The 18072-nt window shown below is 66.9% G+C and carries 13 protein-coding genes and 3 tRNA genes; 13 read left to right on the forward strand and 3 right to left on the reverse strand.

The window, feature by feature from the left end; genetic code table 11:
• Position 1 precedes the first annotated feature (1 nt).
• Positions 2 to 1003: a DMT family transporter gene (locus tag ACFVWT_RS16345; RefSeq protein ID WP_390249607.1), complete on the reverse strand. Its 1002-nt coding sequence runs from the start codon at positions 1001 to 1003 to the stop codon at positions 2 to 4.
• Between the two features lie 183 nt (positions 1004 to 1186).
• Here ACFVWT_RS16345 and ACFVWT_RS16350 point away from each other — a divergent pair, with 183 nt between their 5' ends.
• Complete coding sequence (locus ACFVWT_RS16350) at positions 1187 to 1534, forward strand: VOC family protein (protein ID WP_390249609.1); 348 nt, start codon at positions 1187 to 1189, stop codon at positions 1532 to 1534.
• Between the two features lie 40 nt (positions 1535 to 1574).
• Here ACFVWT_RS16350 and ACFVWT_RS16355 read toward each other — a convergent pair whose 3' ends face one another.
• Positions 1575 to 2456 carry an ArgP/LysG family DNA-binding transcriptional regulator gene (locus ACFVWT_RS16355; protein ID WP_390249611.1) on the reverse strand — a complete coding sequence of 294 codons (882 nt, stop codon included), beginning with the start codon at positions 2454 to 2456 and terminating at the stop codon, positions 1575 to 1577.
• A 69-nt stretch (positions 2457 to 2525) separates the two neighbouring features.
• Between ACFVWT_RS16355 and ACFVWT_RS16360 the strand changes: the two genes are divergently transcribed.
• The gene (locus ACFVWT_RS16360; protein WP_390249613.1) at positions 2526 to 3128 is read left to right on the forward strand and encodes a LysE/ArgO family amino acid transporter; all 603 of its coding nucleotides are present in this window, start codon (positions 2526 to 2528) and stop codon (positions 3126 to 3128) included.
• 42 nt (positions 3129 to 3170) lie between these two features.
• Here the strand turns inward: ACFVWT_RS16360 and ACFVWT_RS16365 are convergent, their stop codons facing one another.
• Positions 3171 to 4190, reverse strand: coding sequence for a PHP domain-containing protein (locus ACFVWT_RS16365; protein WP_390249615.1), 1020 nt, complete (start codon positions 4188 to 4190; stop codon positions 3171 to 3173).
• 150 nt (positions 4191 to 4340) lie between these two features.
• On the opposite strand from ACFVWT_RS16365, the gene ACFVWT_RS16370 reads away from it, so the two are divergent.
• The 11 genes from ACFVWT_RS16370 (at position 4341) to ACFVWT_RS16420 (ending at position 17797) form a co-directional block, all read left to right on the forward strand.
• Positions 4341 to 4413: transfer RNA gene (locus ACFVWT_RS16370), tRNA-Glu, on the forward strand.
• Positions 4414 to 4509: 96 nt separating this feature from the next.
• Positions 4510 to 4583, forward strand: a tRNA-Asp gene (locus tag ACFVWT_RS16375).
• A gap of 48 nt (positions 4584 to 4631) precedes the next feature.
• Positions 4632 to 4707 (forward strand) — tRNA-Phe (locus ACFVWT_RS16380).
• Positions 4708 to 5159: 452 nt separating this feature from the next.
• Entirely contained in the window at positions 5160 to 6275 is a 1116-nt protein-coding gene (locus ACFVWT_RS16385; protein ID WP_390249617.1) for a LacI family DNA-binding transcriptional regulator, read from the forward strand.
• Positions 6276 to 6347: 72 nt separating this feature from the next.
• A complete protein-coding gene (locus tag ACFVWT_RS16390; RefSeq protein WP_390249619.1) occupies positions 6348 to 8027 on the forward strand; it encodes an ABC transporter substrate-binding protein in 1680 nt (559 codons plus the stop codon).
• Positions 8028 to 8206: 179 nt separating this feature from the next.
• On the forward strand, positions 8207 to 9184 hold the full coding sequence (locus tag ACFVWT_RS16395; RefSeq protein WP_390249621.1) for an ABC transporter permease: 978 nt from the start codon (positions 8207 to 8209) through the stop codon (positions 9182 to 9184).
• 90 nt (positions 9185 to 9274) lie between these two features.
• The gene (locus tag ACFVWT_RS16400) at positions 9275 to 10216 is read left to right on the forward strand and encodes an ABC transporter permease (protein ID WP_390249827.1); all 942 of its coding nucleotides are present in this window, start codon (positions 9275 to 9277) and stop codon (positions 10214 to 10216) included.
• A complete protein-coding gene (locus ACFVWT_RS16405) occupies positions 10213 to 11148 on the forward strand; it encodes an ABC transporter ATP-binding protein (RefSeq protein ID WP_390249623.1) in 936 nt (311 codons plus the stop codon). The genes ACFVWT_RS16400 and ACFVWT_RS16405 overlap by 4 nt, the downstream gene beginning before the upstream one ends.
• Positions 11145 to 12287: an ABC transporter ATP-binding protein gene (locus ACFVWT_RS16410; RefSeq protein WP_390249625.1), complete on the forward strand. Its 1143-nt coding sequence runs from the start codon at positions 11145 to 11147 to the stop codon at positions 12285 to 12287. The genes ACFVWT_RS16405 and ACFVWT_RS16410 overlap by 4 nt, the downstream gene beginning before the upstream one ends.
• Positions 12284 to 13915 carry a glycoside hydrolase family 32 protein gene (locus tag ACFVWT_RS16415; protein ID WP_390249627.1) on the forward strand — a complete coding sequence of 544 codons (1632 nt, stop codon included), beginning with the start codon at positions 12284 to 12286 and terminating at the stop codon, positions 13913 to 13915. Before ACFVWT_RS16410 ends, ACFVWT_RS16415 begins: the two co-directional genes overlap by 4 nt.
• 114 nt (positions 13916 to 14029) lie before the next feature.
• A complete protein-coding gene (locus tag ACFVWT_RS16420) occupies positions 14030 to 17797 on the forward strand; it encodes a GH32 C-terminal domain-containing protein (protein WP_390249629.1) in 3768 nt (1255 codons plus the stop codon).
• Positions 17798 to 18072: the final 275 nt, after the last annotated feature.

The raw sequence follows: 18072 nt of genomic DNA on the forward strand, positions 1-18072 counted from the left end.
TCTAGCGGGATTTGCGCCGCGTCAGCCCCACTCCCACCAGGCAGATCACGCCGCCCACAAGACCCCAAACAGTGGGCACTTCGCCGAGCACCAGCCAGGAAATGAGGATGGTGGTGCCGGGCACCAGATACGTGGTGGCAGCCAGCTTCCCGGCATCGATGAGGGACAGCGCGTACGCCCACGTGGTGAAGGCGATCGCCGTCGGGAAGATCCCCAGGTACACCAGCCCCAGGGTGGCCGGCAACGGGGCCTGCTGCAGCTCGCCCACCAGTTGGCCGCTGAAGGGCAGGCAGCAGACTGCACCCACCATGATGCCGAACCAGGTGGCCTGTGCAGCGGGGAACTTGCGCAGAACCGGCTTCTGGATGATCACGCTGACGGCGGCGAGCACAGCGGCCAGGAGGCAGAGCAGCACGCCGGCCACGTCCGCCGTCGAACGCTGTCCCGAACTGAGCGCGATCACCGCGACGCCGGTGAACGCTATCAGGCTGCCGATGATCAGCCAGCGCGGGAAACCTTCCTTGAGCAGAAGGCCCGCCATGACCGCCACCAGGATGGGGTTGACGTTGATCAGCAGGGCGGCAGTGCCGGCGTCCAGCAGATGCTCAGCGGCGTTGAGGGCCACGTTGTAGCCGCCGAACCACATGACGCCGTAGGCGAGGATGGGCCACCACTCCCGGCCCTGGGGCAGCGTCCGCAGCCTGGGCAGCACCACCAGGCCGAGGACGACGGCGGCAATCGCCAGCCGTCCCAGGGTCAGGGACCCGGGCGAGAAGCTTGGTCCCACGGCGCGGATGCCCACGAAGGCGGAGGCCCACAGGACCACGGTGACAGCGACGGCGACGACGCCCAGTTTGTTGACCGGCGTCTTGCCGGGAGAGGAATGCGGGACGGGCGCCTTGCCGTCTGTCGGGGGCTGCGGAGAGGGTGCTGGTGCGGCGTGCGGAGACCCTTCGTGGGGGCCTGCGGACGGCGTGGGGCCGGATTCGGCGGTGGTTGCCATGCTGCCAATCTAGCCCTTGCAGCCGCGGTGGGGCTGGCGGAAATCGGCCACGTCTAGTCGAGATCCTGCCAAAGTTTCCGCGTTGCCCGTGGCGCCAAATCCAAACGGGCGCGATCTAGACTCGAGCCAACATGTCGAAAATCCATCCCGTGGCCGGCAGGTCATGGATGCGGAAGGAGTTCCATGAATCCGATTACGCCCAGAATAGGCACCGTCTTCGTCCCGGTCAGCGACGTGGAAGCGGCAAAGGACTGGTACTGCCGGCTGCTGGGGGTAGCGGCCGACGGCGAAATCCTCTTTGGCCACCTCTATGTGCTGCCGGTCGAGGGCGCCGGACTCGTCCTGGACAGCAGAATCTATTCGCCGGACGTCGTGTTCAAGGTGCCCGCCTTCCATCTCGACACCCAAGACGTTCAGGCAGCCCACGCCTTTGCAGTTGAGCTTGGCGCCGATCCGGCGGACATCCAGCACGGGCAATGGTTCAATTTCCGGGATCCTGACGGCAATGCCCTGATGGTCTGCCAGTGCTAGCTTCCTGCTCGGCGGTGGAGTGCTTTCGGGTTTGTGGCGCTCACCTCAGCACGCGTGCAGCGTCCTGGATGGCGGCGGCCACGCCGTCCAGGACTGCCGAGCCATAACGCCACTGCTGCCAGTGCAGCGGCACATCGACGAAGGACTTGGAAGCCATCAGCCGCAGCGTGCCCTGGTCGAGGTCGTCGCCGATTTCCAGCTCGGGAAGCAGGCCCCACCCCATGCCCAGCCGGATCGCCTCGCCGAACTCGTGTGCCGCCGGCACGTAATGGCGGGGCGGTTGGAGGGATTTCCGGCTGAACCGCCGCAGGTAGCGGTCCTGGAGGTCGTCCTTGCGGTCGAAGATGATGACAGGAGCCCTGGACAGCGACTCCGCAGTCGCGCCGGCGTCGAACCACGATCCGGCGAAGGCCGGAGTGCAGACCGGGAGGTAGCGCATGACGCCGAGCCGGCGCGAAGTGCAGCCCGGGGCCGGCTTTTGGGTGGCCGTGATGGCCGCCGCCGCCGCTCCGCTGCGGAGGAGCTCCAGCGAATAGTCCTGATCCTCGCGCAGGACTTCCAGCTGCACCGTGCCGGCCACCGCGGCCAGCCCGGCCAACGCCCAGGTGTGCAGCGAGTCGCTGTTGATCACCAGCGTCAGGCGGGTGTCCGGGTGCGGGTTCCCCGGCTGCAGTTCATCGGCGAGGTCTGCCGAGAGCATTTCGAGCTGCCGGGCGAAGCGCACCACGGCCTGGCCGGACTCGGTCAGCTCGATGGGCCGCGTCCTTCTCAGCACGGGGCGGCCGACGGCGACCTCGAGTGCGCGGATGCGCTGGCTCACGGCTGAGGCAGTGACGGAAAGGTGGCTGGCCGCGGCGTCGAAACTCCCCTGCGCGACGATGGCCGCGAGAGTTCGGGCCTGATCCGGATGGATGTCGATCATTAGCTCATCTTATCTACTCGCAGAATCTTTAACTGGTTTCATGTCAATGATCCCCATACCGTTGAAAGCGTGATTCTTCCCGTGCTTTCAGGACTGGCCAGCGGCCTGTCACTCATCGTCGCCATCGGCGCCCAGAATGCCTTCGTCCTTCGCCAAGGCATCCAGCGCTCGCATGTGGCCCTCGTGATTGCGGTCTGCGCCGTTTCGGACCTGGTGCTGATTCTGCTGGGCGTGGCCGGCATCGGCGTCGTTATTGAACGCGCGCCGGCGGTCCTCGACGTGGTGCGCTGGGCGGGGGCCGCTTTCCTGGCGGTCTATGGAGCCCTTGCTGCCTGGCGCGCCATCCGCGGGCAGGCGCTTGGACAGCTGGAACCAGCTCGCGGTGTCAGCTGGGCAGCCGTCCTGGGTACAGGCCTCGCGTTCACGTGGCTGAACCCGCACGTCTACCTGGACACCGTGCTGCTGCTCGGGTCGCTAGCCAGTACGCACGGTCCGGACGGCCGGTGGTGGTTCGCCGCCGGCGCAGGCGCGGCCAGCATCGCCTGGTTCACGGCCCTGGGCGTCGGCGCACGGTTCCTGGCGCCGCTCTTCCGGCGACGAAGCTCGTGGCGCATCCTCGATGCCGCCATCGCCGCCGTCATGGTGACAATGGCCGTCCTGCTGGTCAGCTGAGTTCCGCCTGAACCGTCCGGGCCGGCCGTCACTTCCGGGCTGCTACGCTCCGCGTCCGGACCACTCCAGCAAGCGGTCCAGCGGCCACGTGTTGACGATCCGCTCGGCAGGCACGCCATTCGATGCCCCACGCGCTGCGCCGTACTGCAGGAAATCGAGCTGGCCCGGAGCATGGGCGTCGCTGTCGATGCTGAAGAGGCAGCCGGCGTCGAGGGCCAGCCTGATCAGCTCGTCCGGCGGATCCTGCCGCTCGGGACGGGAATTTATTTCGACGGCGACCCCCTGCTCGGCACACGCCGTGAACACCCGCTCGGCGTCGAACTCCGACTGGGGACGCGTTCCCCTCGATCCCTGCAGCAGCCGTCCGGTGCAGTGGCCCAGGACGTTCATGTGCGGATCGCTGACGGCAACCAACATCCGCGCGGTCATGGTGCGCCGGTCCGAACGGAGCTTGGAGTGGACGCTCGCCACCACGACGTCCAGGCGGTCCAGCATGTCCGGGGACTGGTCCAGTGCGCCGTCCTCCAGGATGTCCACCTCGATGCCGGCGAGCAGGCGGAAACCGTTGCTGCCGGCGTTCACTTCCGCAACGACGTCGAGCTGTTCCCGAAGCCGTTCGGCACTCAGGCCATTGGCGATCTTGAGGCTGGGGGAGTGGTCGGTCAGTGCCAGGTACTCCCGGCCCAAGGTGCGGGCGGCATCGGCCATGAGTTCTATCGGGGAGCCGCCGTCGGACCAGTCGCTGTGGCTGTGCAGGTCTCCGCGCAAGGCGGCGTGCAGTTCCGTGCCGCCTTCCGCGAGCGGCTGCTGGCCGCGTTGGCGCAGGCCCTCGAGGTAGTCGGGGACGCTGCCGTCCACCGCCTGCCTGATCACCTCGAAGGTCCGGTCCCCGATCCCCTTCATGCTCTTCAGGCGGCCGTTGCGCGCCCGGGCCGCGACCTCGCCGGGATCGAGAGCTCCGATGATCCCGGCAGCTTTCCGGAAGGCCTGGACTTTGAACGTGGGGGCCAGCTCGCGTTCCAGCCAGAAGGCGATCTCATTGAGGGCATCAACGGCATCCATCAGTCCATCTTGCACCCGCGGAATGCCGATTTTGGATATTCCCGGGGTCTGCCCTACACTTTTATAGTCCAGTTCGGAGCAACTCGAAAGGACAAAAACGAAAGGCTTCGGCCCTTTATTTTTGCCCTGATAGAGCCGGATTGAGTTCAGGCCCCCATCGTCTAGCGGCCTAGGACACCGCCCTTTCACGGCGGCGGCACGGGTTCGAATCCCGTTGGGGGTACGCAAGGAATGTGGTCAAACCGGACCAAAAAGTCTGGTAGGCTAAAGGCCTTGAAAAATTGCAGTAGCGATACTGCAGACAGCAAGAAAATAGCAAGGCCCTGTAGCGCAGTTGGTTAGCGCGCCGCCCTGTCACGGCGGAGGTCGCGGGTTCAAGTCCCGTCAGGGTCGCTCTGATTGCCAGAAGAAATTCCGGCCGTCAAGGTGACATGTCACCTAGGCTCTGTAGCTCAGTTGGTAGAGCGTTCGACTGAAAATCGAAAGGTCACCGGATCGACGCCGGTCGGAGCCACCACTGGGAAGCATCAGTTCTTCGGAACTGGTGCTTTTCTTCTTTAATCAGCCGCCCTGCCCCTCTTGGATCTGCCCGGGCAGGCCGCTCGGCCCTTCGTCATCCCTGACGGAGCCTGGCAGGCCCGCCCGCCGCTGCAGTTCTGACGCGCGAATGTCGCCGCGACGCGCAAATGTCCTGGCGCACCCGGTATTCGGGTGTCGTTGGGACATTTGCGCGTCGCCGGGCGGTTTGTGCGTCATGACTCTCCCGGCGGCGCCCCTTCGGCCATAGAGTCCGGCGCCAGAGGGGCCGTAACCGGCCCGGGGCGCGAGGCCAGGAAAATCCCCACGAAACCCGTTGACAGCATCCTAGTAACGCGCGTAACCTAAATCACACGCTCGAAGTAACGCGCGTTAGTAATGGGTTTCAACTGGCCAGGGTGGCCAGCGCTGGCAAGACTTTCGGAGCATTCAATGGCGAAGAGCACACAGGTAGCGGCGTCGCAGCCGGCCGCGCCGGTACGGACGGCCCCTGCTGTCTCCAAACCCGCCCCCGCACACCGGGGTGTCACCATGGCGGACGTGGCCAAGGCCGCCGGGGTGTCCCGCACCGCGGTGTCCTTCGTCCTGAGCAACCGCGAGAACGCCAGCATTTCGGAGGAGACCAAGCACCGCATCCTCGAAGCGGTCCAGACCCTGGGATACCGGCCCAACGCCGGTGCCCGGGCCCTCGCGTCGCAGCGCAGTGACTGGTATGGCATTGTCACGGAGATCGTCACGGCACCGTTCGCCGTCGACATCATCAAGGGCGCGCAGGACCAGGCCTGGCTGTCCCGCCGGTTCCTGCTCATCGCACCCTCCGACCAGGCCGATGCAACAGGACCGAACCGGGGCATGGAAGATGCAGCCGTTGAAAAGCTACTGGAACAGAGAGTGGAAGGACTTCTTTACGCGGCCACGTACCACCGGGCCGTGCACGTTCCTAAAAGCGCCAGCGAAGTGCCCACCGTCCTCATCAACTGCTTTGACGCGGACGGGAAGCTGCCCTCGATTGTCCCGGACGAGCGCGCCGGGGGCCGCGTCGCCGTCGAGCGTTTGCTGCAAGCCGGCCACTCCAGAATCGGTGTCATCAACCTGGACCCGGACATTCCCGCCGCCGTCGGCCGTTTGGAGGGGTGCCGCGAAGCACTCGCCAAAGCAGGGCTGGAACTAGATCCTGAACTCGTCGTCTCAGGACATGCGACGGCGGATGGCGGCTACGAGGCCGCCTGCGAAATTCTTGACAAATATCGGGCCGGGGCAGGCAGGCCAACTGCCCTGTTCTGCCTCAACGACCGGATGGCTATGGGCGCATACGACGCCATCAAGGAGCGCGGACTCGCCATCCCCCAAGACATCGCCGTGATCGGCTTCGACAACCAGGAACTCATCGCGGCCTACCTCAGGCCCAAGCTGACCACGGTTGCGTTGCCCTTCGAGGAGATGGGTGCGCTGGGTGTCCAGACACTCGCAAGCCTTACAGCCGGACAGCCGATCATTGCACATCAGCAAATGGTCGACTGTCCGCTGCTAGAACGCTATTCAGTCTGACGGCAAATCAACTACTGAACAGCAACCCCAACCACACCTTCAACAGCGAAGACGAGGAAAGAGATATCCATCATGACACAAGCACGATTCCTGAGGTCTGCCCGCATCGCAGCGGCCGGCCTGGCCATGGGCGCCCTGGTGCTCACGGGCTGCTCGGCCAACGCGGGCAACACCGGCTCCGCGAAGGCTGACGCCTCGGCCCAAAGCGCACTCCTGACCATCCCCCGCGAAGACATGGGCACGTTCGTCCGGAACTTCAACCCGTTCGCCCCCACCGTGGCACCCATGACGCAGCAGGCCATCTACGAATCCCTGCTCATCTACAACCCGGCCAACGGCGAAACCACCCCGTGGCTGGCCAGCGAATGGAAGGCAGCCGAGGACGGCAAGTCCATCACCTTCACCCTCCGCGACGGCGTGAAATGGTCCGACGGCCAGCCCCTGGTCCCGGCCGACGTTGTCACCACGTTCGCGCTGCAGAAGAAGATCAAGGGCGGCTACGACTACCTGGACACCGTCACGGCCGAAGGCGCCAACCAGGTCAAGTTCAGCTTCAAGACCGCCTGGTCCCCGGCGCTGTTCGACCTCGGCCAGCTGAGCATCCTGCCGGACCACGTCTGGTCCAAGATTGCCGACCCCGAAAAGGACGCCAACGAAAAGCCGGTGGGCACGGGCCCCTACACCGAAGTGGACACCTTCCAGGCCCAGTCCTTCGTGCTGAAGAAGAACCCCAACTACTGGCAGCCGGAAAAGCAGAAGATCGCCGGCATCAAGATGCTCGCCTTCGCCGGGAACGACGGCGCCAACCTCGCCGCCGCGAACGGTGACGTGGACTGGGCGCCCCAGTACATGCCCAACATCGAGAAGACCTTCATTTCCAAGGACCCGGACCACCGCAAGTACTGGTTCCCGCCCACGGGTTCCATGATCAGCTGGCAGCTCAACACCACCAAGGCCCCGTTCAACGACACGGACGTCCGCAAGGCCCTCAGCATGGCAGTGGACCGGGACCAGGTGACCAAGATCGGAATGAGCGGCTACACCAAGCCGGCGGACTGCACCGGACTTTCCGGCAACTACGAAACGTGGAAGAACAAAGAGGTCCAGGACAACTGCGAGTGGACCAAGCTCAACGTGGACGAGGCCAACAAGCTCCTGGACAAGGCCGGCTACGCCAAGGGCGCGGACGGCAAACGCACCCTGAAGGACGGCAAGCCGTTCGAGTTCAAGATCTCCGTGGGCGCGGCGTCCTCCGACTGGCTCTCCGTGGCCAACGTGATCGCACAGAACCTCGCCGAGGTGGGCGTCACGGCCAAGGTGGATTCCCCGGACTGGGCTGCCGTGGTGGCAGGCTACGAAACCGGTGACTTCGATTCCGGCATCGTGTGGAGCGCCAACGACCCCAGCCCGTACAAGTACTTCGCGGGCATCATGGGCACCAGCACGGTCAAGCCGGTGGGGGAGAAGGCCTTCGAGAACTACCACCGCTTCGGCGATCCGAAGGCCGATGCCCTGCTGACCGAGTTCGCGGCCGCCGCGGACGAGGACACGCAGCACAGGATCGCGGACAAGCTCCAGGAGGAGTACAGCGCGGTTGCCCCGACCGTCCCGCTGTTCGCCGGCCCGGAATGGGGCGCTTATAACAACACCCGGTTCACCGGCTGGCCCACGGAAGAGAACCCCTACGCCACCCTGTCAGTCCGCGCCCCCACCACCGTGCTGGTCCTGACGTCGCTGGAACCGGCCAAGTAAGGCCCCGGCCGGCTCCCGCCCGGCTTGACGGACCCTCCGGGGCCGCTCCAGGCCGCACGCCCGGCGCTGCTTCCAGCGCCGGGTGTGCGCCCTTCCCCATTACCTCCCCAAACCCGCAAGCTCGCTTGGGCCCTTCGGTAACGGGGCCCCATCTCTGCAATTCCCGAATGGAGGGAACCGTGCGCTTTATCCTGCGCCGCCTTGGTTTCTACCTGATCGCCTTCTGGGTGTCCATCACGTTGAATTTCCTGCTCCCGCGCTTTATGCCGGGGGACCCCGTATCCCGCATGTTTGCCCGCACCCAGGACCGCATGCAGCCCGAACAGATCGAGGCGCTGCGCAAGCTCCTCGGCGTCGACGACCGGCCCATCTGGCAACAGTACGTCGACTACCTGCACAACATGGTCACCGGCCAGATGGGCGTCTCCATCTCCCGTTTTCCAACGCCGGTCACGGAAGTGATTGCCTCACAGGTGGGCTGGACCCTGCTGATGGGCGGAACCGCACTGGTGATCGCCGCCGTCGTGGGTAACCTGCTGGGGATCCTGGCGGCCTGGCGGCGCGGCGGGGCCATTGACTCCGCGCTCCCTCCCGTGCTGATCTTCATCGGCTCCTTCCCGTACTTCTGGCTCGCCATGGGTGCCCTCTATTTGTTCGGCGTCACGCTGGGCTGGTTCCCCATCCGGCACGCGTTCAGCGACACCATTGAGCCCAGCTTCAGCTGGGAGTTCATGTCCGACGTCGGGATGCACTTGGTGCTGCCGGCCCTCACCATCGTGCTGGTTTCAGTGGGCGGCTGGATGCTCGGTATGCGCAACACCATGATCGCCACCAATGCCGAGGACTACATCACCATGGCCGAGGCCAAGGGCCTGCGTCCCGGCCGGATCATGTTCCGGTACGCCGCCCGCAATGCCATGCTCCCGTCCGTGACCAGCTTCGGCATGAGCCTGGGCTTCGTGGTGGGCGGTGCGCTGCTGACCGAGGTGGTGTTCGCCTACCCCGGTGTGGGATACCAGCTCCTCAATGCCGTGCAGGGGCTCGACTATCCGCTCATGCAGGGCCTCTTCCTGACCATCACCGCCGCCGTGCTGCTGGCCAACTTCCTGGTGGACATCCTCTACGTCCGCCTCGACCCGCGTGTCCGCGCCAACTAGGAAGGACGGACCATGACCACTTCGATAGCAACCACCGCCTCCACAATGCCGGGGGAGACCCTCGCCGGCGGCACCGGCACCGCCGCCGGAATGCCCGACGGCGGCACCGGACTTCCGCCCGGAGCTTCCGTCCGCAGGCCCAACCGCAGCCTCCTGCACGGCCTGCTAACCAACAAGAAGGCCATGACCGGCGCGGCCATCCTGTTCATTTTCATTGCCTTGGCGCTCCTGGCTCCGGTGCTGTACCCGGACAACCCCTCCAAGATCACCGGGATGGCCTCCCAGGAGCCCGACGCTGAGTTCTGGCTGGGCACCACGGCCAAGGGCCAGGACGTCCTGGCCCTGACCATCCACGGGGCGCGCAGCTCACTGCTGGTTGGCCTGACGGTGGGCTTTGCGTCCACGTTCATCGGCATCCTGGTGGGCCTTGCCTCCGCCTACTTCGGAAAGTTCATCGACGAAGCACTCTCCCTCACCACCAACATCTTCCTGCTCCTGCCGGGACTCCCGCTCCTGGTGATCCTGGCCGCGTTCCTCCCGCCGGGACTCGGCACGGTGATCCTGGTCCTGGTGGTCACCGGCTGGGCGGGCTCGGCACGGGTACTGCGCTCGCAGGCCCTGTCAATCCGGTCCAAGGACTTCGTGGCCGCTGCCGTGGTCACCGGCGAACGCCCGCTGCGGATCATGTTCCGCGAAATCCTGCCCAACATGGCCTCCATCGTGATGGGAACGCTTCTGGCCTGCATCATCTACGGCATCGGTGCGCAGGCCGGCCTTGAATTCCTGGGCCTGGGGGACGTCAGCACGGTCTCCTGGGGCAACAACCTCTACTGGGCCGGGAACGAGGGGGCACTGCTCACAGGCAGCTGGTGGGTGTTCGTGCCCTCCGGCCTGTGCATTGCGCTGGTGGCGTTCTCGCTGTCGTTGATCAATTACGCGGTGGACGAGGTTACAAACCCTCGGCTGAGGAAGATCCACAAGGCCAAGCCGGCCCGCAGGCCTGCACAATCCGGAAAGCGAGCATCGGCATGACCGTCTCCCAGACCTCCTTCGGGTCCGGTGAACCGGTCCTGGAAGTCAAGGACCTCACCGTGAAATACCGCGGCGACACCCGGTCCACCACCGCCGTCGACCGCGTCTCCTTCAGTATCGGCACGGGCGAAATCTTCGGCCTGGCCGGGGAATCCGGCTGCGGCAAATCCACCATCGCCAACGCCGTCATGCGGCTGCTGCGCGACCCGGCGGAGATCGCCGGCGGCAGCATCCGATTCGGCGGCAAGGACGTCCTGGCCATGGGGCCGGAAGAGCTGCGCCGCTTCCGCTGGCAGGACGTGGCCATGGTGTTCCAGTCGGCTATGAACTCGCTGAACCCGGTGATGACCATCGGGGACCAGATTGTGGATATCTACACCACCCACGCCGGCTACACCCGGAAGGAGTCGCTCCGGCGGGCAGCCGAACTGCTGGAACTCGTCCGGATCGATCCCGCCCGGCTGAAGTCCTACCCCCACCAGCTCTCCGGCGGGATGCGGCAGCGCGCCGTCATTGCCATGGCGGTGGCCCTCAAACCGTCCCTGCTGATCCTGGACGAGCCCACCACTGCCCTGGACGTGGTGGTGCAGCAGGAGATCATGGCGCAGATCAAGGAGCTGCAGCGCGAACTGGGCTTCTCCGTCCTGTTCATCACGCACGACATGTCCCTGATGGTGGAGCTCTCGCACCGGATGGCCGTGATGTACGGCGGCCGGATCGTGGAGACGGCCAAGGCCAAGGACATCCACGCCGCCCCGCGGCACCCCTACACGCAGGCCCTGATGGGCGCGTTCCCTCCGCTCACCGGCCCCCGGGTGCCGCTGACGGGCCTTGCCGACGGCGTGAAGTTCAGCAACATCGCCGATCTTGAGGAAGCGTCGCCCGGGCACTTCGTTTCGCCCCTGCGAGTCCTCCAAGGAGCACAGCCATGAGCACCCCCGTTTCAGCACAGCCGGCAACAGCACTCAATACGCCTGATTTCCCGAAGGGCCGGGTTCCCGCCCTCGAAGTGGAAGGCCTGGTCAAGGACTTCCACAGCGGAGGGCTGTTCTCCCGGGCCTCGGTGCGAGCCCTCGGCGGCGTGGACCTCGCCATCAGGAAAGGCGAGATCGTGGCCCTGGTGGGGGAGTCCGGATCCGGCAAGAGCACCCTCGCCCGCTGTATCGCGCGGCTGGAGAAGCCCACGGCTGGCCGGATCCGGCTTAATGGCACGGACGTGCTAAAACGTGACCGCTTCCAGGCATCCAGGGAATACCGGTCGCAGCTGCAGATGGTCTTCCAGGATCCCTTCGGCTCGCTCAACCCGGTCCACCGGATCGAACATTTCCTGACCCGCTCGCTGACCCTGCACGGCAAGGCCGGGACACCGGCCCAACTGCGAGGCCGCCTGGATGAGCTGATGACCACCGTGGGCCTCACCCCGGACATGCTCAACTCGTACCCGCATGAACTTTCCGGCGGCCAGCGGCAGCGCGTGGCCATCGCCCGGGCGCTCGCGGTGGAACCTGAGGTGATCCTCGCGGACGAACCCACGTCGATGCTGGACGTTTCCGTGCGGATCGGCATCCTCAACCTGATGCGGCAGCTGCGGGACAAGCAGGGCATCTCGATGCTCTACATCACCCACGACCTCGCCTCCGCCCGCTATCTGGCTGACCGGATCGCCGTGATGTTCGCGGGGGAGCTGGTGGAGGAAGGCGTATCGCTGGACGTGCTGGCCAACCCGGCCCACCCCTACACCCGGCTGCTGGTTTCGGCGGTGCCGGATCCGGCCCGCACCGGGTCCTACGATCCGCGGGAACGGGCGGCACTGCGCGCAGCGGTGATGGAATCGGCGTCGTGCGCGTTCGACGGCGACCCGGAGCAGCGCTGTTCCGCCACCGAACCCGTCCGGCACCGGGTGGGTGACCCCGCGAATGAGCACTGGGTGCGCTGCCACCTCTACCGGCCGCCGGCCACCGCGGCAAGCCACGCCCTTTCCGCCGAACCGGTCGAAAGCGCCGAACCCCTCCAAACTCCGGAAACGTCGCGAACCGACGGATCCCGCACAGAAAACAAGGCTTCCGCATGACCGAACTGATCCACCCGCTGGCCACTGTGCCGCAGGACGAACTCGTGGCACGGGCCGAGGCGGACCCGCTCCGCCCGCGCTTTCACTTCGTCTCGCCCGCCGGCTGGCTCAACGACCCCAACGGCGTGGGCCAGTGGAACGGCACCTACCACCTCTTCTACCAGTACAACCCGGAGGGCGCCTTCCACCACCGCATCCTGTGGGGGCACGCCACCAGCCCGGACCTGGTCAACTGGACGGACCAGCCCGTGGCGCTGGAGCCTTCCGGCGGGCCGGACACCGACGGCTGCTGGTCCGGTGTGCTGGTAAATGACGGCGGGACGCCCACCCTCGTGTATTCCGGCCGGCACGGCGCGAGCGAACTGCCCTGTGTGGCGGTGGGCTCGCCGGACCTCCTGAGCTGGACCAAAGCCCCGGAAAACCCCGTGATTCCGGCACCGCCGGCCGGTGTGGAGATCACCGCCTACCGCGACCACTGCGTCTGGCGGGAAGGCTCACGCTGGCGGCAGCTGGTGGGATCCGGCATCCGCGGGCGCGGCGGAACGGCGTTCCTCTATGAATCCGCGGACCTCCGCCGCTGGGACTACATCGGTCCGCTTGTCATCGGCGACGCGTCCTCGGGCGACCCGGCGGCCACTGACTGGCAGGGCACCATGTGGGAGTGCGTGGACCTGTTCCGCGCGGGCGGCGGGACGTTGGGCGGCGGGACTTTGGGCGCCGACGCGCCGGGGGCCGGCGCTCTGGCGGATGAGACGCAGGGCGACCCGGAGCCGGGCACGGACGTGCTCGTCTTTTCGGCCTGGCACGACGGCGATACCCGCCACCCGCTGTACTGGACCGGCCGCTACGCCGGCGATTCCTACTCGCCGCGCGATCTTCACCGGCTGGACTACGGCGGCCGCTACTTCTACGCCCCGCAGTCCTTCGCGGACGAGTCCGGGCGCCGGGTCATGTTCGGCTGGCTTCAGGAGGGCCGGACCGACTCGGCCATGGTGGAGGCCGGCTGGTCCGGCGTGATGAGCCTGCCGCGAGTGGCCACCCTGGATGCAGACGGTGCCCTGGCCTTCGCTCCCGTGCCGGAGGTGGAGCTGCTGCGGCGCGACCATGTCCGGATCGGGCCCCGCACGCTGGGTGTGGGCGAGGTCCTGGCCGGGGTGACCGGAAACCAGCTGGACCTGGAGCTGGACCTGGAACTGGAGCCCGGGAGCGTCTTCCGGCTCGGCGTGCTGGGCTCGGCCCCGGCAGGTTCGGGAGTGAGCCCCGACGGAATCCGGGCGGCGGCGGAGGAGGAGACGGTCATCGAGGTGGGCTATGAGGCAGGCAGCGACGGGTCCGCGCAGTCCTATGTGCTTCTGGACCGCGGGCACAGCAGCCTGGACCGGACGGTTGACGCCGAGGAAAAGTCCGGCCCGGTGCAGCTGCCCGGCGGCCGGCTGCGCCTCCGCGTGCTGGTGGACCGCTCGGCGCTGGAGATCTTCGCCAACGGCAAACCGCTCACGGCCCGGGCCTATCCGACGCTCGGCGGGGAAACCGTCCGACTGTCCGCCGCGGGTACAGTCCGGCTGCTGCAGCTGGACGCCTGGCGGATGGCAGGATTCTTCGCCGGCCCGCGCCGGCTGTTCCCTTAGCTGCCACCAACCCGTCGATTGCTCCCTAACCGCTCTTTTGGAGGCTCATAAAGGCGGTTACGGAGCAATCGATGCCCCCGTATCGGAGAATTTCCAAGATCAAAGGCGATCTGAATGTCCACAAGATTAGTTGCAGGTATTACCGCCGCCGCACTCGGCCTGGGTACGCTGGGGGCCGGCTCGCTCCTGGCCCCGGCCATGCTGGCCGCGCCCGCCCGGGCCGTTCCGGGCAGCCCTTTCCCGACGGGGCCGATCACGCTGGGCAGCAGCACCAGTCCCATGCCGGACGTGGTGGGCGTCAGCGGAAACTGGACCAGGCAGTCCGACGGCGGCCAGTCCGCCGTCGCGCCCCCGGGCCGCAACGCCGCCGCCATCAGCGAGCAGCGCGTCAGCGGCACCGCCCGGTACACGGCCGGCGTCTCAGTCGACCCCGGCAGCCCGTACGGGGTGGGTGCCCTGGTCTTCCGCAGCGCAGCCGACGCCAGCAGCGGCTACGCGGCCACCATCGATCCCAACCTGGACAGGGTCCGGCTGTTCGACCTGGCCACCGGCCAGGACGTGGCACCTCCGGCCGCAGTTCCGCTGGATACCGGACGGAGCTACTCCGTGGACGTCCACGTGGACGGGCCCCGGATCTATGTGGCGGTGGACGGAGTGCCGCGGATCGACGCCACAGACCAGCGCTACCAGGGCGGCCACGTTGGCTTCCACGCCTATAACGGCTCGGTGAACTTCAGCGAGCCCCGGGTCCGCGCCATCGATGCCAACGTCAGCGGCTGGCAGGCGGACGGCGCCGGCTGGGCCGCCAGCGCCACCGGCCTGCGGGGCGTTGCTCCGGCAGGAGCCAACCTCAGGGCTGTCGCCACGGGCCAGGCGCCGCAGGTTACGGACTTCACGGCCGATGTCCAGGTGACGTCGCCGTATGCCGTCGGCGCGCTCCTCTTTCGCACCAACACAGCCGGGACCACCGGGTACGCGGCCGAAGTGGATGCCAACGCCGGCCGGCTGCGGCTCTACCGGATCGAGGACAACGCCACCCTGGGCACCTTCGCGACCGGCATCACCGTCAACGCGGTCTACCGGCTGCGGGTGACGGCCGACGGCGGCCAGCTCGCCGTGCACTGGCAGACGGACCTGCTGGACCCCAACGGCTACGCCCCGGCAATCACGGCGACGGACACCGCCCACGGCTCCGGCCACGTCGGCCTCCTCGCCTTCAACGGCACGGCCTTGTTCCAGGGCATGACCCTCAAGGGCCTGGACACCTCCCTGCAGGGCTGGCACACCGCAGCGGGCAGCTGGGAACCGGACGTCCGCGGCCTGCGCGGAGCAACCGACGGCCTCGCCGCCGGAGCGGACGCCGCACGCTTCGTCCCGGCCGTGGCGTCCGACGTCGTCGCCTCCCTGGACCTGGACGTCGCCGCTCCGGCAACGGCCGCCGTCGTGGTCCGGAGCGCGCCCGACGGTACCGGCGGGACCGAACTCAGGGTGGACCCCGGAGCAGGAACAGTGCTGCTGAAGGACCGCACCACCGGGACCGTCCTTGCCAGCGGGGCCGTTCCGCCGGACAGTTTTGCCGCCGGCCAGCTCAACCGCGTCCAACTCACCGTCCGCGGCGGACAAGCCGCGGCGCTGATCAACGGCATCCAGGCAGTTGCCGGGCCGGCCGGGCAGGCGGAAGGCAGCGGATTCGGGCTGCGGGTCAGCGGGGGCGGCGCCTACTTCCAGAACGTCCGGGCGGACGACATCGCCAGCTACATGAACGGCCCCTACCAGCCCGGGTACCACTACAGCCAGAATTCCGGGAACAGTTCGGACCCCAACGGGCTGGTGTATTTCGACGGCGAATACCACCTCTTCCACCAGGACCGCGGCCGCTGGGCGCACGCCGTCAGCACCGACCTGCTGCACTGGAAACAGCTGCCCATTGCCCTGCCCCATTTGGCAGCAGGCGAGTCGTGGTCCGGGTCCGCGGTGGTGGACGCCAACGATTCCAGCGGATTGTTCGACGGCGGCCAGGGGCTTGTCGCGTTCTACACGAGCTTCAACCACGATGCCCCCAACGGCAACCAGTCCGTGCGCGCCGCCTACAGCAAGGACCACGGCCGCACCTGGTCAATCGTGCAGGCTGCGCCCGTGGTGGAAAACCCCGGCGGCCCTGCCGGCAGCTGGGACTTCCGGGACCCGAAGGTCACGTGGGACGCGGCGGGCGGCAAGTGGATCATGGTGGTGGCCGGCGGCGACCACCTGCGTTTCCACACGTCCACGGACCTGGTCCACTGGACCTTCACAAGCTCGTTCGGTTATGGCGACTGGGTCCGCGGCGGGGTCTGGGAATGTCCGGACTTCTTCGAGCTGCCGGTGGAAGGCCAGCCCGGCGTCAAACGCTGGGTGCTCTGGTGGAGCACTGGTGCCGTGAGGCCCACCAGCGGCTCCTCGGCGCAATACGTCACCGGATCATGGAACGGGACATCCTTCACCGCGGACACGGGGCCGGAGCAGGTGCTGCAGGCCGACTCCGGCCGAGACTACTACGCTGCCATGAGCTTCTTTGGCGCCCCGGACGGGCGGCGGATCATGCTGGGCTGGATGAGCAACTGGGACTATGCCTTCAGCCCGCCCACCGGCCGCTGGAACGGGCAGTTGAGTGTCCCCCGGCAGTTGAACCTGAAGGACCTTCCGGGCGCCGGGCTCCGGCTGACGCAGGAACCGGTGACCGAACTGGCCGCCCTGCGAACGGCCACGTGGCAGGCGTCCGAGGTGACGGTCACGCCCACGTCGGCCAATCCGCTGGCCGCTGCTTCCGGCCGGTCTTTTGAGCTGGAGGCCGAGGTGGCCATCCCGTCCTCCGGCGGTGCCTCAGGCTTCACCTTCGGGCTCCGCAAAGGCGCAACGGGCGGCGCTTCCGGAGGGGAAGTCCAGGAAACGCTGCTCCGCTACGCCGCCGGCACGGGATCATCCGCCACAGGCACCATGACGGTGGACCGCGGGCAATCCGGCCGGACGGACTTCACCCGGTATTTCGCGGGTGCCGCGGCGGACAATTCCAGCACGGCGTGGAGTTCCGAAACAGTGGCGCTGGCCGGAGGGGGGAGCGAGCGGCGGGTGAAGTTGCGGGCCCTGGTGGACTCCTCCTCTGTGGAGCTCTTCGGCGGGGACGGCACAGCAGCCATCACTTCCTTGGTCTTTCCGGGCCCGTCCTCCACCGGGTTGTCTTTCAGCGCCACCGGCGGGACGGCGCGGCTGGTGTCCGTCAAAGTACACCAACTGGCGGACACCGCCCGCCTCACTGCGGCGCCGCCGTCGCCCGCACTGCCCCCGGTGACCGGCACGGCCAGGCACAACCTGGGTTCCCATTCCGTGGTTCCCGGCGGCCGTTGGGAAAGCACGGGAGCGGGGCTGGCCGGCGCGTTCGACAAGGACTCCACCGCCCTGAGCAACGCCACGTACTCGGATGTCCGGGTGGCCGCGACCGTTCGTTTCGGCAGCGGGCCCTATGCAGGGGCCATGATCAACAGCCACCGGGTGCCGGAGCGGGGGTACGGCGGCGCGGGTTCGGTGCTGCTGCGGGCCTCGGCCGACGGCGCCACGGCGTACTACGTCAACCTGGACCCGAACTTGCGGCTGGCTCGGATCTTCAAGCTGCAGGACGGCGTCTTCAACCCCGCCGCCAGTGTCCTGGCCAGTGTTCCTGTGCTGCTCAGCCACGGCGTCAGTTACAGCCTGGAGGCCGCCGCGGCGGGGGAGCGGCTGACGGTGAAGCTCGACGGCGAAGAAATCCTCGCCGTCGAGGATGCCTCGTTGTCCTCCGGCAAGGTGGGGCTGAACGTGTTCGACGGCCGGGCAGCCTATCAGGATGTGCTGGTGACAGGCTCGGGATGAAGCCGGTCCGGTCCGTGGGAGAAGGTGAACTTCGGGTTGCTGCAGGGTGACATTTCACACTAAGTCTGATTTATGATGCAACATTTGACTGGGAAAACGAGATGTGGCACGCGCGCGCAATGGGCAATGTAAGCGCTTGCACAATTGGAGTGAAACTCGGTTTTTAGGGCCTTGAAACACGGTTTGATAAGCATGCTTCGACGTGCCAGCGTAGAGACCGGCGCAGGAAAGGAGTCCTTTCCGAATCGCCTCCAGGGGCCCTACCCAAGCCCCGT

It is taken from the genome of Arthrobacter sp. NPDC058288 (assembly GCF_042880995.1).
Lineage (GTDB): Bacteria > Actinomycetota > Actinomycetes > Actinomycetales > Micrococcaceae > Arthrobacter.

Bases quoted from the DNA above. Each gene is read 5' to 3' on its own strand.
- ACFVWT_RS16345 (WP_390249607.1), bottom strand. From the start codon at position 1,003: ATGGCAACCACCGCCGAATCCGGCCCCACGCCGTCCGCAGGCCCCCAC.
- ACFVWT_RS16350 (WP_390249609.1), top strand. From the start codon at position 1,187: ATGAATCCGATTACGCCCAGAATAGGCACCGTCTTCGTCCCGGTCAGC.
- ACFVWT_RS16355 (WP_390249611.1), bottom strand. From the start codon at position 2,456: ATGATCGACATCCATCCGGATCAGGCCCGAACTCTCGCGGCCATCGTC.
- ACFVWT_RS16365 (WP_390249615.1), bottom strand. From the start codon at position 4,190: ATGGATGCCGTTGATGCCCTCAATGAGATCGCCTTCTGGCTGGAACGC.
- ACFVWT_RS16385 (WP_390249617.1), top strand. From the start codon at position 5,160: ATGGCGAAGAGCACACAGGTAGCGGCGTCGCAGCCGGCCGCGCCGGTA.
- ACFVWT_RS16390 (WP_390249619.1), top strand. From the start codon at position 6,348: ATGACACAAGCACGATTCCTGAGGTCTGCCCGCATCGCAGCGGCCGGC.
- ACFVWT_RS16400 (WP_390249827.1), top strand. From the start codon at position 9,275: ATGCCCGACGGCGGCACCGGACTTCCGCCCGGAGCTTCCGTCCGCAGG.
- ACFVWT_RS16405 (WP_390249623.1), top strand. From the start codon at position 10,213: ATGACCGTCTCCCAGACCTCCTTCGGGTCCGGTGAACCGGTCCTGGAA.
- ACFVWT_RS16410 (WP_390249625.1), top strand. From the start codon at position 11,145: ATGAGCACCCCCGTTTCAGCACAGCCGGCAACAGCACTCAATACGCCT.
- ACFVWT_RS16415 (WP_390249627.1), top strand. From the start codon at position 12,284: ATGACCGAACTGATCCACCCGCTGGCCACTGTGCCGCAGGACGAACTC.
- ACFVWT_RS16420 (WP_390249629.1), top strand. From the start codon at position 14,030: ATGTCCACAAGATTAGTTGCAGGTATTACCGCCGCCGCACTCGGCCTG.